Consider the following 14,153-nt stretch of genomic DNA (forward strand, 5'->3'; position numbering starts at 1 on the left):
GCCGCCCGGGTGCCCCGAGCCACCCGGGCGGCTATCGCGAGCTGTCAGGCCGCGAGGTGGAGGTGTTGCGCCTCGTCGCCGAAGGCCAGTCCAACAAGGCGATCGGCGTCTCGATGGGCCTGTCCGCGCTGACCGTCAAGAGCCACCTGGCCCGCATCGCCCGCAAGCTCGGCACGGGCGACCGCGCCGGGATGGTCGCGGTGGCGCTGCGCACCGGCATCATCCACTGAGGACGCCGGGCCGACGGCCCGCCGTCCCCGTCCTCCTCGATCCACTCCCGCTCCACTCCCGATCCGCCCTAGCCCCGCCCTCGCCCCACCCTCGATCCGACGCGATCACCTCCGACTCGCCTCCGTCTCCCCGACCCACCTCGTTCCCCCTTGCTTGATCCTTCAGCGACCTGACCGGTTTGCGACCCTGCGGCGCCCGTCGACGGAACGTTCCGTCGACGGGCGCCGCCCACACACGGATACCCTTGACAGGTGACCGACGCCCAAGAAACCGCAGCAGCCAGCTCACTGCGAACCACCGGAGGCGCCCCTCCGGAAGACGACGGACCGACTGCTGCCGGGGCGCCGACACCGTTGCTCGAACCTCGCGAGGGCGTTCCCCCCGTGATCGCCGACGACGCCGCCCTCGCCGAGATGATCGCCGCCTTCGCCGCCGGCTCCGGCCCCGTCGCCGTGGACGCCGAACGGGCCTCCGGCTACCGCTACGGCCAGCGCGCCTATCTGGTGCAGCTGCGCCGCGAGGGCGCCGGCACCGCACTGATCGACCCCGTCGCCTGCCCCGACCTCTCCGCCCTCGGCGAAGCGCTCTCCAGCGTGGAGTGGGTCCTGCACGCGGCCACCCAGGACCTGCCCTGCCTGCGGGAAATAGGCATGGTGCCCACCAGACTCTTCGACACCGAGCTGGCCGGGCGGCTCGCCGGGTTCCCGCGCGTCGGCCTCGGCGCCATGGTCGAGGGCGTCCTCGGATTCGTCCTGGAGAAGGGACACTCCGCCGTCGACTGGTCCACCCGCCCGCTCCCCGAGCCGTGGCTGCGCTACGCCGCCCTGGACGTCGAACTCCTCGTCGACCTGCGCGACGCCCTGGAGAAGGACCTGGACCGGCAGGGCAAGCTGGAGTGGGCCCGGCAGGAGTTCGACGCGATCGCATCGGCGCCGCCGCCCGAGCCCCGCAAGGACCCCTGGCGCCGTACGTCCGGAATGCACAAGGTGCGGCGGCGCCGTCAGCTCGGCGTGGTGCGGGAGCTGTGGCAGACCCGGGACCGGATCGCCCAGCGGCGGGACGTGTCGCCCGGCAAGGTGCTGTCCGACGCGGCCATCGTGGAGGCCGCGCTCGCCCTCCCCGTCAACGCCCACGCGCTGGCCGCGCTGAACGGCTTCGGCAACAGGATGAGCCGGCGCCAGCTGGAGCAGTGGCAGGCGGCCGTCGACCGGGCCAGGGCGATGAGCGAGTCACAGCTGCCTCAGCCGGGGCAGTCGGTCGTGGGGCCTCCCCCGCCGCGCGCCTGGGCGGACAAGGACCCCGAGGCAGCGGCCCGTCTCTCGGCCGCGAGGGCGGCCGTCTCGGCGGTTGCCGAGGAAGTGAACATGCCGCAGGAGAACCTGATCGCCCCGGACACCGTCCGGCGGGTCTGCTGGGAGCCGCCCCAGCCGGTCGACACGCAGTCGATCACCTCGGCGCTCACGGCCCTGGGCGCACGCCCCTGGCAGGTGGAGCAGGTGACCCCCGTGCTGGTGGCGGCCCTGTCGGCGAAGGACACGGGCACGCCGCGGACGGCCGGTACGCCGGAAGCCGGTACGCCGGGACTCGGCGCGCAGGAAGCCGGAGTACGGCAGCCCGAGGCGTAAGGGACCGGACCGCCCGGCCGCCGTAGACATCGCTGTCGTACGGCGGCTGGCGGTAAGCGGCTACGCGTGTCGTGTCCGTGCTCGGGGGCTCATCTGGTCGCCCCGCGCATGAAACCGTTGTAGATGTATTTCTGGAGGGCCAGGAAAACGATCAGTGTCGGCAGGATGACCAGGACCACTCCTGCCGAGATCGTCTCCCAATGGGCCGCGTAGGGGCCCTTGAAGCGGAACAGCGACGTCGAGATCACGCCAAGATCTTGAGAGGGCATGTAGAGGAACGGGATGTAGAAGTCGTTGTAGACGGCGATCCCCTTCACGATCACGACCGTCGCGATCGCCGGCTTCAGCAGCGGGAAAATGATCTTGCGGTAGATGGTGAAGGCGTTGGCGCCGTCCAGGCGGGCCGCCTCGTCCAGCGAGATCGGGATCGAGCGGACGAACTGCAGAAAGACGTAGATCGACACGATGTCGGTGCCCATGTAGAGGGCGATCGGCGCCCAGCGGGTGTCGAAGAGGCCGAAGCTGTGGACGATCTGGAAGGTGGCCACCTGGGTGGTCACGCCGGGGACCAGTGCGGCGACCAGGAACAGGGCGACGACCAGTTTCCGGAACCGGAACGTGAACCGGTCGATGGCGTACGCCGTCATCGAGCCGATGAGGACCGTGCCGCCGACGGAGATCAGCAGGATGAAGGCGGTGTTGCCGAAAGCGGTGAGCATCCCGCCGTCCTGGAACGCCGTCACGTAGTTGTCGAAGTTGAGCGGATTGTTCGGCAGGGTGAGCGCCCCGCCGTCGTTCGCCGTCTCGTTCTCGGTCTTCAGGGACGTCAGCAGGACGACCCCGAGCGGGAGCAGGACGACCACCGTCGCGAGGATCAGCGACAGATGGACGAGGGTGCGGGCAACGGCTCGGCGCGTCATACGAGGTCCACCCTGTCGTCGGGGACGAGGCGCCGCTGGACCCAGGTCACCAGCAGGATGATCAGCAGCAGCACGACGGCCGCCGCCGAGGCGAGCCCCGTCTTGTTGAACTGGAAGGCCAGCTTCACGGTCTGGATCACGAAGGTCTCGGTGCCGGTCGCCCCGCCCGTCATGATGTACGGGATCTCGAAGGCCGAGAGGGACCCCGAGACCGACAGGATCACGGTGAGGGTCAGCACCGGTTTGATGCCGGGCAGGATGATGTACCGGAACTGGTGCCAGCGGGTCGCGCCGTCCAGCTCGGACGCCTCGTACAGCTCTCCCGGGATCGACTGGATCGCGCCGAGGAACAGGACGAAGTTCATGCCCAGGTAGCGCCAGACCGAGACCCCGGCGAGCGAGGTGTTCGCGGAGAAGGGCGTCCCCAGCCAGGCGTGATCGGTGTGGACCCCGAAGAGGCCGAGGACCGTGTCGAAGGTGCCGCCGTCCTGGAAGAAGTAGAGGAAGACGAAACCGATGGCGACGCCGTTGACCAGGGACGGGAAGAACAGCACGCCTTTGTAGAAGTTGCGGAAACGGACCTGGAAACTCAGGATCGTCGCGAAGTACAGCGCGGCCACGATCTGGATCACCGAGGCGATCAGGTAGTAGCCACTCACGAAGAACACCTGGAAGAGGTCCTCCCTGGTGAAGATCTCCGTGTAGTTCTCGGCGCCCGTGTAGTGCAGCTCCGGGCTCACGCCGTCCCAGTCGGTGAAGCTGTACGCGACCATGTTGGCGATCGGCGCGTAGGTGAAGGTGATCAGCAGCGCGAGGGGCGCGAGCAGGAACAGCCACGGGGTGAGCACTCGCCAGGTCCGGGTGCGGCGCGGAGCGGGCAGGGGAGTGGTGCCCTCCGAGGCCGGCGCCGCGGCCTCGGAGGGCACCTTCTCGGTGGTGTGCGTCATCGGCCGGTCACGCTCTTCTGCGTCGCGGTCCACTTCTTGCCGAGGTCCGCGAGGAAGTCGTCCAGGCTGCCCTTCTTCGCGCCGCGCGCAAGGTCGACCAGGTCCTGGCGGTACTCGGGCTTGTAGATGCCGACCTCGGACTCGTCGTCGATCAGTTTGACCTCGGCGCCCGCCGAGTCGTCCAGCTCGATCAGCTTCACGCCGGCGTCGTCGTAGGGCTTGAGCACCTGGGGCATCGGGGCGTCCTTGAGCGGGGAGATGGCCAGGTTGTCCCGGTCGTAGCCCGACTTGTCGGTGAACCAGTCGATCCAGGCGCGGGCCGCCTCCTTGTGCGGGGAGTGGACGTTGACGGCCTGGTTGTAGTCCGGGCCGACGGTGGCGCAGAAGGCTCCGTCGGACTGGGCCGGGAACGGCATGAAACCGATGTCCTCGGGGTTCACGCCGGCCTTCTTCGCGGCATCCTGGAACTGGATGATCGCCCAGGTGCCGAGCCACTGGGTGGCGATCTCGCCCTTCGCCAACTGCGGCTTGGAAAGCTCCCAGTTGGTGGTGGTCGGATCCTTCTCGGCCAGTCCCTGGCGCACGATGTCGTAAAGCAGTCCGTCGCCGACGCGCAGGTCGGAGCCCCGCGCCCACGGATCGCCCTGGGCGAGTTTCGTGGTGGCCCGCGGGTCGCAGCCGACCGAGCCGTTGACGTACGTCCACGAGGTCAGGGGCCACTGGGCGGCGAAGTTGGTGTAGTAGGGGACCGCGTCCGTCTTCTGCTTGATGGCCTTCAGGCCGGCGAGGAACCCGGCCGTGGTGGTGGGCCATTCGGTGATGCCCGCCTCCCGCCACACCCGCTTGTTGTAGACGAAGCCGGGCATCACGCCGACCGGGCTCTGGCCGTAGACCTTGCCGTCGACGGTGGTGAAATCGGTGAAGCGGTACTTGGCGGCGCGCTCGGCCTCGGTGCCCAGGGAGGCGAAGAACTTCGGGTAGTCGTTCTTCTTGATCACGGCCGGGATCAGGAGGACGTCGCCGTAGTCCTCGGTGTTCATCCGGATCTTGATCTCTGCCTCGTAGTTGGTGAGCGCCTGGAACTCGACCTTCACCTTCGGGTAGATCTTGTTGAACTCGGCGGCGTACTTTTTCATCGTGCCGTCCTGCACGAGATCGGTGCGGACGGTGAGAACGGTGATGTCTCCGCTCACCTTCGAGGGGTCGTCGGGCGCCTTGGCGTCGGCACCCTTCGAGGTTCCTCCGGTACCGGTGCAGCCGGGGAGCAGCAGGGCGGCTCCGGCGACCAGGGCGAGGACTGTACGGCGGTTCATGTGCGTCAACTCCGTTCACGGGACGGACGAGCACGTGCGGGGTGAGGGAACGCGTACGGGCCGGTCGGGGACGTACGGGTCGGTGGAGTCCGTACGAGTTGGCTGATTCGGCACTCTGACAGCGCTTTCTCAACCGGTAAAGTCCGCATCCGGCCAAGGATGCTGAAATGTCTCCCCACCCACCGATCGACCGGTTTAGGGAGTGCGCATACCGGGAGCGCGGAGCGCGTACTCCGGGCGCTCACGCCGGCAGCGACGCCGCGGGCCGTGACGGCTCCGCCGGGCGTGTGACATTCGCCGCTCCACCGGGTAGGACTGTGCAGCTACATTACCCACAAGTAGCATGGTTTCTGAGCGCGCGCTCAGCGCTTGCGCAAGCAGCAGTGCCATCCCGCACCTGGAGGAGAGCCATCGTGCCTCGTACCGTCAGGGACGTCGTCTTCGTAGACGGCGTCCGTACCCCGTTCGGCAAGGCGGGCCCGAAGGGCATCTACCACGAGACCCGTGCCGACGACCTCGTCGTGAAGGCGATCCGGGAGCTGCTGCGCCGCAACCCCGGCCTCGACCCGAAGAAGATCGACGAGGTCGCCATCGCCGCGACCACGCAGATCGGCGACCAGGGCCTCACGCTCGGCCGCACCGCCGGCATCCTGGCCGGCCTGCCGACCTCGGTGCCCGGTTACTCCATCGACCGCATGTGCGCGGGTGCCCTGACCGCCGTCACCGCGGTCGCCGGCTCCGTCGCCTTCGGCGCGTACGACATCGCCATCGCCGGCGGCGTCGAGCACATGGGCCGCCACCCGATGGGCGAGGGCGTCGACCCGAACCCGCGGTTCGTCAGCGAGAAGCTGGTCGACGAGTCCGCCCTCTTCATGGGCATGACCGCGGAGAACCTGCACGACCGTTACCCGCAGATCACCAAGCTGCGCGCCGACGAGTACGCGGTCCGCTCGCAGGAGAAGGCCGCCAAGGCCTACGCCGACGGCAAGATCCAGGCCGACCTGGTGCCGGTCTCCGTGCGGCGTACGAACCCCGAGGCCGGTGAGACGGGCTGGGGCCTGGTCACCGCCGACGAGCCGATGCGTCCGGGCACGACCCTGGAGAACCTTTCCGGGCTGAAGACCCCGTTCCGCGTGCACGGCCGGGTCACCGCCGGCAACGCGGCCGGTCTGAACGACGGCGCGACCGCTTCCCTCATCGCTTCCGAGGACTTCGCGCGCGAGAACGGCCTGCCGGTCAAGATGCGCCTGGTCGCCTACTCCTTCGCGGGCGTCGAGCCGGAGGTCATGGGCTACGGCCCGATCCCGGCCACGGAGAAGGCCCTCGCCCAGGCGGGTCTGTCCATCTCGGACATCGGTCTCTTCGAGATCAACGAGGCCTTCGCCGTCCAGGTCCTGGCCTTCCTGGACCACTACGGCATCGCCGACGACGACGAGCGCGTCAACCAGTACGGCGGCGCCATCGCCTTCGGCCACCCGCTGGCCTCCTCCGGCGTCCGTCTGATGACGCAGCTGGCCCGCCAGTTCGAGGAGCAGCCGCACGTCCGCTACGGCCTGACCACCATGTGCGTCGGCTTCGGCATGGGCGCGACGGTCATCTGGGAGAACCCGCACTTCGAGGGGGACAAGTGAGCACCACCGCTGAGCTGTTGAAGGGTGCGGCCGAGCTGTTCCCGGACGAGGTCGTCACGTCGGCGCACGTACGCCATCTCGACCTGCCGCAGGGTGCCGGGCGCTTCGCCCTGATCACTCTCGACAACGGCCTGGACCACACCAAGCCGACCACCTTCGGCCCGCAGTCGCTGGCGAACCTGAACACCGCCGTCGACCAGGTCGAGAAGGAGGCCGCGGCCGGCGAGATCGTCGGTGCCGGCGTCACCGGCAAGCCGTTCATCTTCGCGGTCGGCGCCGACCTCAAGGGCGTCGAGCTGCTGAAGGAGCACGAGCACGCGCTCGCCATCGGCAAGGGCGGCCACGAGGTCTTCAAGCGCCTTTCGGGCCTGGCCGTGCCGACCTTCGCGTACTACAACGGCGCGGCCATGGGCGGCGGCGTCGAGGTCGGTCTGCACTGCACCTACCGCACGGTGTCCGCGGCCCTGCCCGCCTTCTCGCTCCCCGAGGTCTTCCTCGGGCTGGTCCCCGGCTGGGGCGGCTGCACCCTGCTGCCGAACCTGATCGGCGCCGAGCGTGCCGTCCAGGTGATCATCGAGAACTCGCTCAACCAGAACAAGCAGCTCAAGGGCGCGCAGGTACACGAACTGGGCATCGCCGACGCCCTGTTCGAGGGTGCGGACTTCCTGGAGCAGTCGCTGATCTGGACGGCGTCCGTCCTCAGGGGCGAGATCGTCGTCGACCGTCCGGTGATCGACCGCGGCGAGGCCTGGGACCAGGCCGTCGCCAAGGGCCGCTTCATCGCGGACAGCAAGGTGCACGGCGCGGCCCCGGCCGCCTACCGCGCCCTCGACATCATCGCCGCCGCCAAGAACGGCGACCTCCAGCAGGGCTACGACGCCGAGGACAAGGCTCTCGCCGACCTGATCATGGGTGGCGAACTGCGCGCCGGCATCTACGCGTTCAACCTGGTGCAGAAGCGCGGCAAGCGTCCCGCCGGTGCCCCGGACAAGAACCTGGCCCGCCCGGTCACCAAGGTCGGCGTCGTGGGCGCGGGCCTGATGGCCTCGCAGCTCGCCCTGCTGTTCCTGCGCCGCCTGGAGGTGCCGGTCGTGCTGACCGACATCGACCAGGAGCGCGTCGACAAGGGCGTGGGCTACGTCCAGGCCGAGATCGACAAGCTGCTCGGCAAGGGCCGTATCAACCAGGACAAGGCCAACCGCCTCAAGGCTCTGGTGAGCGGTGTGCTGGACAAGGCCGAGGGCTTCTCCGACGCGGACTTCATCATCGAAGCCGTCTTCGAGGAGATCGGCGTCAAGCAGCAGGTGTTCGCGGAGGTCGAGGCGGTCGCCCCGGCGCACGCCATCCTCGCCACCAACACCTCGTCCCTCTCGGTCACCGAGATGGCGTCGAAGCTGAAGAACCCCGAGCGGGTCGTGGGCTTCCACTTCTTCAACCCGGTCGCGATCCTGCCGCTGCTGGAGATCGTGCGGGGCGAGGCGACCGACGACGCGTCGCTGGCCACCGCCTTCGCCGTCGCCCGGAAGCTGAAGAAGACCGCGGTCCTGGTGAAGGACGCCCCGGCGTTCGTCGTGAACCGCATCCTGACCCGTTTCATGGGCGAGGTGCAGAACGTCATCGACGAGGGCACCCCGGTCGAGGTCGCGGAGAAGGCGGTGGAACCGCTCGGCCTGCCGATGTCCCCGCTGGTCCTCCTGGAGCTGGTCGGCCCGGCCATCGGTCTGCACGTCTCGGAGACGCTCAACCGGGCGTTCCCGGACCGTTTCACGGTCTCGCCGAACCTCAAGGCGGTCGTGGAAGCCGGCAAGCGCGGCTTCTACGTCTACGACAGCGGCAAGCCCGAGCTGGACCCGGAGGTCGCCGCGCTGCTGAAGCAGGGCGACACCGTCCTCACCGAGGAGCAGGTGCGCGCGCGTGTCCTGGACGCGGTGGCGCAGGAGATCGGGCTCATGCTCGACGAGGGCGTCGTAGCCGAGGCGCAGGACATCGACCTGTGCCTGATCACCGGTGCCGGCTGGCCCTTCCACCTGGGCGGCATCACGCCGTACCTGGACCGTGAGGGTGTGTCGGAGCGGGTGAACGGCAAGAAGTTCCTGGCTCCGGGCGTGGCGTCGATCCCGGCGTAGCACGGACACGTACGCGCACACGCGCGCGTGGGGAGAGGGCCTCCGCCGGTCGGCGCGGGCCCTCTTCTCGTCGTCGGTCGCGGCGTGGCCCCGGCCGGTCAGACCTCCCGCCACGCCGTGAGCGCCAGACCCGGTTCGTCCTTGCGGCGGGTGACGAGGAGCCGGCCGGACGACGCGGACAGGCTCACCGCGACCACCCGGTCCTCGTGGTCCCGGGCGAGCGACACCTCGGCGTCGGCGGGCAGTTGGGGTCCGGACTCGGTCCACCAGGCACCCGCCCCCTCCTCCTCGGTGGGGTACGCCGCGAAGGCGACCCGGCCGCTCGAGGAGCGCTGGGCGAGCAACGTGCAGTCGTGGCCGTCGAGTTCGCAGCGGACGGCCGCCACCGGGCCGGGGCCGGCCGCGGCGAGCAGGGCGACGGGCTTGCCGCCGGGACGCCAGGCGCACAGGTCGCCCGAGTCGTCGGTGTAGTAGAGCGTGGTGTGCTCCGGCGAGGTGGCCAGGGCGCGCAGGGTGCCGGCGCGGACCGGTGTCTCCAGTACCTCCCCGAGGACGGGCGGGGTGCCCGGCCGGTCCTGCCGCCAGTGCTGGAGTCCGCCGGGGACGGCCGCGTACGCCTCGACGCGGCCGGACTCCCCCGCGACCGCGACCGGCGTTCCCTGGACGTCGGGGCCTCCGAGGTCGCGCCACGGGTCCCAGCCGCCCTTCTCCTTCTGCGCCACCATGGCGAGTCCGGTGCCGGCGCGGGCCACGAAGACGTGTGCCCGCCCCTGGGCGTCCACGGCGACGGCGGGGACGCCGGTGCGGTCGCCCTTGGTGTCCGGGTGGCCGGCCGGGGCCCAGTCGAGGGCGGCGAGCAGGGGCCGGAAGTGGGTGGAGTGCACCAGGACCGCCTGGCCCGGCACGGTGGGCCGCCAGGACACCAGATGGGCGTAGGTGTCGGCGCCCCGGCCGACCGCCAGGACCGGATGCACCTTCTGATCGCCGCCCACCTCGCGAGGCGGGTCCCAGGCGCCGCCCGGGGTGTGTTCCGCGCGGCACAGGACGGCGTCGTCCGACGTCAGGTAGACACAGAGCCGCCCGTCGCGGCCGCGTACGAGCCATTCGCCGTTCACCCGATCACTGTATGACGGCCCCCTCGGGACGCCCTCGCGCGGGGCGGGTCGTCCGGGCCTGTCCGCGTGGCACCCTGGGCGTCATGGACGACACCGACAGCCCGCTGCTCGTGATCGTCGACGCCGCCAACGTGGTGGGGTCGGTGCCCGACGGATGGTGGCGCGACCGGCGGGGGGCCGCGGAGCGGCTGCGGGACCGGCTGGCCTCCGACGGGCTGCCGGGGCGCTCGGGGGCCGTGGAGGTCGTCCTGGTCGTCGAGGGCGCGGCACGCGGTGTGGAACCGGTTCCCGGCGTACGGGTGGAGTCGGCGCCCGGCAGCGGTGACGACCACATCGTGGACCTGGTGGCCCGGTCGGGTGACCGCTCCCGCCTCGTCGTCACGGCCGATCGCGAGCTGCGCCGCCGGGTGACCGCCCTGGGTGCCGAGGTGACGGGGCCGCGGACCGTCCGGCCGTAGACGAGCGCCGACCGGGACGGTTGTGGAGCGACACCCGCCCCGAGCCGCACACGGCTCGGCCCCGCACCCCCGGCGGAAGCGGGGCGCGCGGGGCCGTGGAGCGGGGATCGTTCAGCGGCCTTCGCCGGAGTCGGGCTTGATCACCTGGCCGACGGCCGTCTCCTGGCCGCGGCCGAGACGGCTGTGGGAGCGGCCGTACAGGAAGTAGACGGCGAAACCGACCGCCATCCAGATCGCGAAGCGCAGCCACGTCTCGGCGGGCAGGTTGAGCATCAGCCACAGTGAGGCCAGCACCGACACGATCGGCAACACCGGCACCCACGGGGTGCGGAAGGCACGGTGCAGGTCGGGGCGGCTCTTGCGCAGGACGATCACACCGATCGCGACGACCACGAAGGCGAAGAGGGTGCCGATGTTCACCAGTTCGGCGAGTTCGCTCAGGGGTGTGAAGCCGGCGAGGACCGCGATGAGGACGCCGAGCAGGATGGTCGGCCGGTGCGGGGTCTTGAACCGCGGGTGGACGTGGGAGAAGAACCTCGGCAGCAGTCCGTCGCGGCTCATCGCGAAGAACACGCGGGTCTGGCCGAGCAGCAGGATCATGCAGACGGTGGTGAGGCCGACGGCGGCGCCGAAGCTGATGAAGCCCGCGAACCACGGGTGTCCGGTGGCTTTGAAGGCGTCGGCGAGGGGTGCGGTGATGGACAGTTCGGTGTAGTGCTGCATGCCGGTCACGACGATCGACACCGCCACGTAGAGGGCGGTGCAGATCATCAGGGAGCCGAGGATGCCGCGCGGCATGTCGCGCTGCGGGTTCTTCGTCTCCTCGGCGGCCGTGGCGACGACGTCGAAGCCGATGAACGCGAAGAAGACCACGGACGCGGCGGTGAAGATGCCCATGACGCCGAAGTTGGACGGTGCCCAGCCGAACATCAGCTGGATGAGCGGGGACTGGAGGCTGTCGCCCGCCGGCACGTCCTGGGCCTTGGGGATGAACGGGTCGTAGTTGTCGCCGTTGATGAAGAAGAGGCCGGCGATGATCACGACCAGGACGACGGTCACCTTGATGGCGACGACGACCGAGGTGACCCGGGCGGACAGCTTGGTGCCCAGCACGAGGATGGCGGTGAGGACGAGGACGAGGGCGGCGGCGAGGATGTCGAAGCCGAAGCCGTCGGCGCCGTCCCGGCCGCTGAGCGCCTCGGGGAGGTGCCAGCCGGCGTTGTCCAGCAGTGAGGCGACGTACCCGGACCAGCCGACGGCGACCACCGCCGTGCCCAGCGCGAACTCCAGGACGAGGTCCCAGCCGATGGTCCAGGCGGGCAGTTCGCCGAGGGAGGCGTAGGAGAAGGTGTACGCGGAGCCGGCCACCGGGACGGTGGAGGCGAACTCGGCGTAGCAGAGCGCGGCGAGGGCGCAGACGACGCCGGCCGCGACGAAGGCCAGGGCGACCGCGGGGCCGGCGTTGTTCCTGGCGACCGTGCCGGTGAGGACGAAGATGCCGGTGCCGATGATGACGCCGACGCCGAACACGGTCAGGTCCAGGGCGGACAAGGATTTCTTGAGCGCGTGCTCGGGTTCCTCGGTGTCGAGGATGGACTGCTCGACCTTCTTCGTCCGGAAGAGGGCGTTGCTCACGGGTTTACCTCCCACGCTGTGTCGTCCCCGACATGATCGAGAGGGGGCGTAGTGCGTATGCCCCGGCACGGGCTCATTCACGCAAATGGGCCGGTTCCACCACTCTGTCAGCGGTGGAACCGGCCCGGTACGGGCGTGTCGGCGCGGGTTCTGTCGGGTGCGCGCCGTCAGTCGCGTGCGGGTTCGGCTTCGGCGGCGGCGCTGTCGTATCGCCCGTCGAGCCTGGAGACGAGGCCCGTGACCTGGCGGGCGATGTCGGGGGCGGTCAGGCCGATCTCGGCCATGACCTCGGCGCGGGTGGCGTGGTCGAGGAAGCGGGGCGGGATGCCGAAGTCGCGCAGCGGTACGTCGACTCCGGCGTCGCGCAGGGCCTGGGCGATGGTGGAGCCCACGCCGCCGACGCGGGAGTTGTCCTCGACGGTGACGACGACGCGGTGGCGTTCGGCGAGCGGTGCCATGGCCTCGTCGACGGGCTTGACCCAGCGCGGGTCGACGACGGTGGTGGAGATGCCCTGCCGGTCGAGGAGGCCGGCGATCTCCAGGCACATCGGGGCGAGGGCGCCCACGGAGACGAGCAGCACGTCGGGCCGGTCGGTGCCCGGCTCGCGCAGCACGTCCATGCCGCCGACGCGTCCCACGGCCGGTACGGCGGGGCCGACGGCGCCCTTGGAGAAGCGCACCACGGTCGGCGCGTCGTCGACCTGCACGGCCTCTCGCAGCTGGGCGCGCACCTGATCGGCGTCGCGTGGCGCGGCGAGTCTGAGGCCGGGTACGACCTGGAGGATCGACATGTCCCACATGCCGTTGTGGGAGGCGCCGTCGGTGCCGGTGACGCCGGCCCGGTCGAGCACGAAGGTGACGCCGCACTTGTGCAGGGCGACGTCCATGAGGACCTGGTCGAAGGCGCGGTTGAGGAAGGTGGCGTACACGGCGAAGACGGGGTGCACGCCGGCGTGGGCGAGGCCCGCCGCGGAGACCGCGCCGTGCTGTTCGGCGATGCCGACGTCGTAGACGCGGTCGGGGAAGGCCTTGGCGAACTTGTCGAGGCCGACGGGCTGGAGCATGGCCGCGGTGATGGCGACGACGTCCTCGCGCTCGGTGCCGAGCTTCACCATCTCCTCGCCGAAGACGGAGGTCCAGTCGGCGCCGCTGCTGGCGATCGGCAGGCCCGTGTCGGGGTGGATCTTGCCGACGGCGTGGAAGCGGTCGGCCTCGTCCTGGAGGGCGGGCTGGTAGCCACGGCCCTTCTCGGTGAGGCAGTGCACGATGACGGGGCCGCCGAAGCGCTTGGCGCGGGCCAGCGCCGATTCCAGGGCTTCGAGGTCGTGGCCGTCGATCGGGCCGACGTACTTCAGGCCGAGGTCCTCGAACATGCCCTGCGGGGCGATGAAGTCCTTGAGGCCCTTCTTGGCGCCGTGCAGGGTGTCGAACAGGGGCTTTCCGACGACCGGGGTGCGGTCGAGGATGTCCTTGGTGCGGGCGAGGAAACGCTCGTAGCCGTCGGTCGTGCGCAGGGTCGCCAGGTGGTTGGCGAGGCCGCCGATGGTGGGGGCGTAGGAACGCTCGTTGTCGTTGACGACGATGACGAGGGGGCGGTCCTTGGCCTCGGCGATGTTGTTCAGCGCCTCCCAGGCCATGCCGCCGGTCAGGGCACCGTCGCCGATGACGGCCACGACATGGCTGTCGCGTTTGAGGATCTCGTTGCCCTTGGCGATGCCGTCGGCCCAGCCGAGCACCGTGGAGGCGTGGCTGTTCTCGATGACGTCGTGCTCGGACTCGGCCTGCGAGGGGTAGCCGGACAGGCCGTCCTTCATCTTCAGCCGGGAGAAGTCCTGCCGGCCGGTGAGGAGTTTGTGCACGTAGGACTGGTGGCCGGTGTCCCAGAGCACCTTGTCCTTCGGGGACTCGAAGACCCGGTGCAGGGCGATGGTGAGCTCGACCACACCGAGGTTGGGGCCGAGGTGGCCGCCGGTCTTGGACACGGCGTCGACGAGGAAGTTCCGGATCTCCCCTGCCAGCTGGTCCAGCTCCTCCAGGCTGAGCCGGTCCAGATCGCGCGGTCCCCTGATGCGGGTCAGCAGCGGCACCCGTGCCTCCTTGCAGTAGAGCTGATCGAGCTGTTGCCGGGCTCGTCGAGTCTAATGTTCCGCCC

Annotated in this window: 11 protein-coding genes; 5 read left to right on the forward strand and 6 right to left on the reverse strand. The window is 70.0% G+C overall.

What is annotated here, in order from left to right:
• Nucleotides 1-230: response regulator transcription factor (locus tag BZL64_RS09505; protein ID WP_143663065.1), on the forward strand; the 230-nt coding region annotated here is incomplete at its 5' end.
• Nucleotides 231-482: 252 nt separating this feature from the next.
• Nucleotides 483-1,856: a ribonuclease D gene (locus BZL64_RS09510; RefSeq protein ID WP_086768031.1), complete on the forward strand. Its 1,374-nt coding sequence runs from the start codon at nt 483-485 to the stop codon at nt 1,854-1,856.
• Between the two features lie 89 nt (nt 1,857-1,945).
• Here BZL64_RS09510 and BZL64_RS09515 read toward each other — a convergent pair whose 3' ends face one another.
• Genes BZL64_RS09515 through BZL64_RS09525 form a run of 3 tightly spaced genes read right to left on the reverse strand, consistent with a single transcriptional unit; the run spans nt 1,946 to nt 5,036 of the window.
• On the reverse strand, nt 1,946-2,776 hold the full coding sequence (locus BZL64_RS09515) for a carbohydrate ABC transporter permease (protein ID WP_086768032.1): 831 nt from the start codon (nt 2,774-2,776) through the stop codon (nt 1,946-1,948).
• Nucleotides 2,773-3,723: a carbohydrate ABC transporter permease gene (locus BZL64_RS09520; RefSeq protein WP_107430252.1), complete on the reverse strand. Its 951-nt coding sequence runs from the start codon at nt 3,721-3,723 to the stop codon at nt 2,773-2,775. The genes BZL64_RS09515 and BZL64_RS09520 overlap by 4 nt, the downstream gene beginning before the upstream one ends.
• Nucleotides 3,720-5,036, reverse strand: a complete 1,317-nt coding sequence (locus BZL64_RS09525) for an ABC transporter substrate-binding protein (RefSeq protein ID WP_086768034.1) — start codon at nt 5,034-5,036, stop codon at nt 3,720-3,722. Before BZL64_RS09525 ends, BZL64_RS09520 begins: the two co-directional genes overlap by 4 nt.
• A 413-nt stretch (nt 5,037-5,449) precedes the next feature.
• Here BZL64_RS09525 and BZL64_RS09530 point away from each other — a divergent pair, with 413 nt between their 5' ends.
• Together BZL64_RS09530 and BZL64_RS09535 are read left to right on the forward strand one after the other, a co-directional pair.
• Nucleotides 5,450-6,667: a thiolase family protein gene (locus BZL64_RS09530; protein ID WP_086768036.1), complete on the forward strand. Its 1,218-nt coding sequence runs from the start codon at nt 5,450-5,452 to the stop codon at nt 6,665-6,667.
• A complete protein-coding gene (locus BZL64_RS09535; RefSeq protein ID WP_086768038.1) occupies nt 6,664-8,793 on the forward strand; it encodes a 3-hydroxyacyl-CoA dehydrogenase NAD-binding domain-containing protein in 2,130 nt (709 codons plus the stop codon). Before BZL64_RS09530 ends, BZL64_RS09535 begins: the two co-directional genes overlap by 4 nt.
• Nucleotides 8,794-8,891: 98 nt before the next feature.
• Here BZL64_RS09535 and BZL64_RS09540 read toward each other — a convergent pair whose 3' ends face one another.
• A complete protein-coding gene (locus tag BZL64_RS09540) occupies nt 8,892-9,908 on the reverse strand; it encodes a PLL family lectin (RefSeq protein ID WP_086768040.1) in 1,017 nt (338 codons plus the stop codon).
• A gap of 83 nt (nt 9,909-9,991) precedes the next feature.
• On the opposite strand from BZL64_RS09540, the gene BZL64_RS09545 reads away from it, so the two are divergent.
• The gene (locus BZL64_RS09545; RefSeq protein ID WP_086768042.1) at nt 9,992-10,366 is read left to right on the forward strand and encodes a PIN domain-containing protein; all 375 of its coding nucleotides are present in this window, start codon (nt 9,992-9,994) and stop codon (nt 10,364-10,366) included.
• Nucleotides 10,367-10,477: 111 nt separating this feature from the next.
• Here the strand turns inward: BZL64_RS09545 and BZL64_RS09550 are convergent, their stop codons facing one another.
• Both BZL64_RS09550 and dxs read right to left on the reverse strand, forming a co-directional pair.
• Nucleotides 10,478-12,001, reverse strand: a complete 1,524-nt coding sequence (locus tag BZL64_RS09550; RefSeq protein WP_086768043.1) for an amino acid permease — start codon at nt 11,999-12,001, stop codon at nt 10,478-10,480.
• 167 nt (nt 12,002-12,168) lie between these two features.
• Nucleotides 12,169-14,088: a 1-deoxy-D-xylulose-5-phosphate synthase gene (gene dxs / locus BZL64_RS09555; protein WP_086768045.1), complete on the reverse strand. Its 1,920-nt coding sequence runs from the start codon at nt 14,086-14,088 to the stop codon at nt 12,169-12,171.
• Nucleotides 14,089-14,153: the final 65 nt, after the last annotated feature.

Origin of the sequence: Streptomyces bobili, from assembly GCF_002154575.1 — a bacterium.
GTDB classification, from domain to species: Bacteria; Actinomycetota; Actinomycetes; order Streptomycetales; family Streptomycetaceae; genus Streptomyces; species Streptomyces bobili.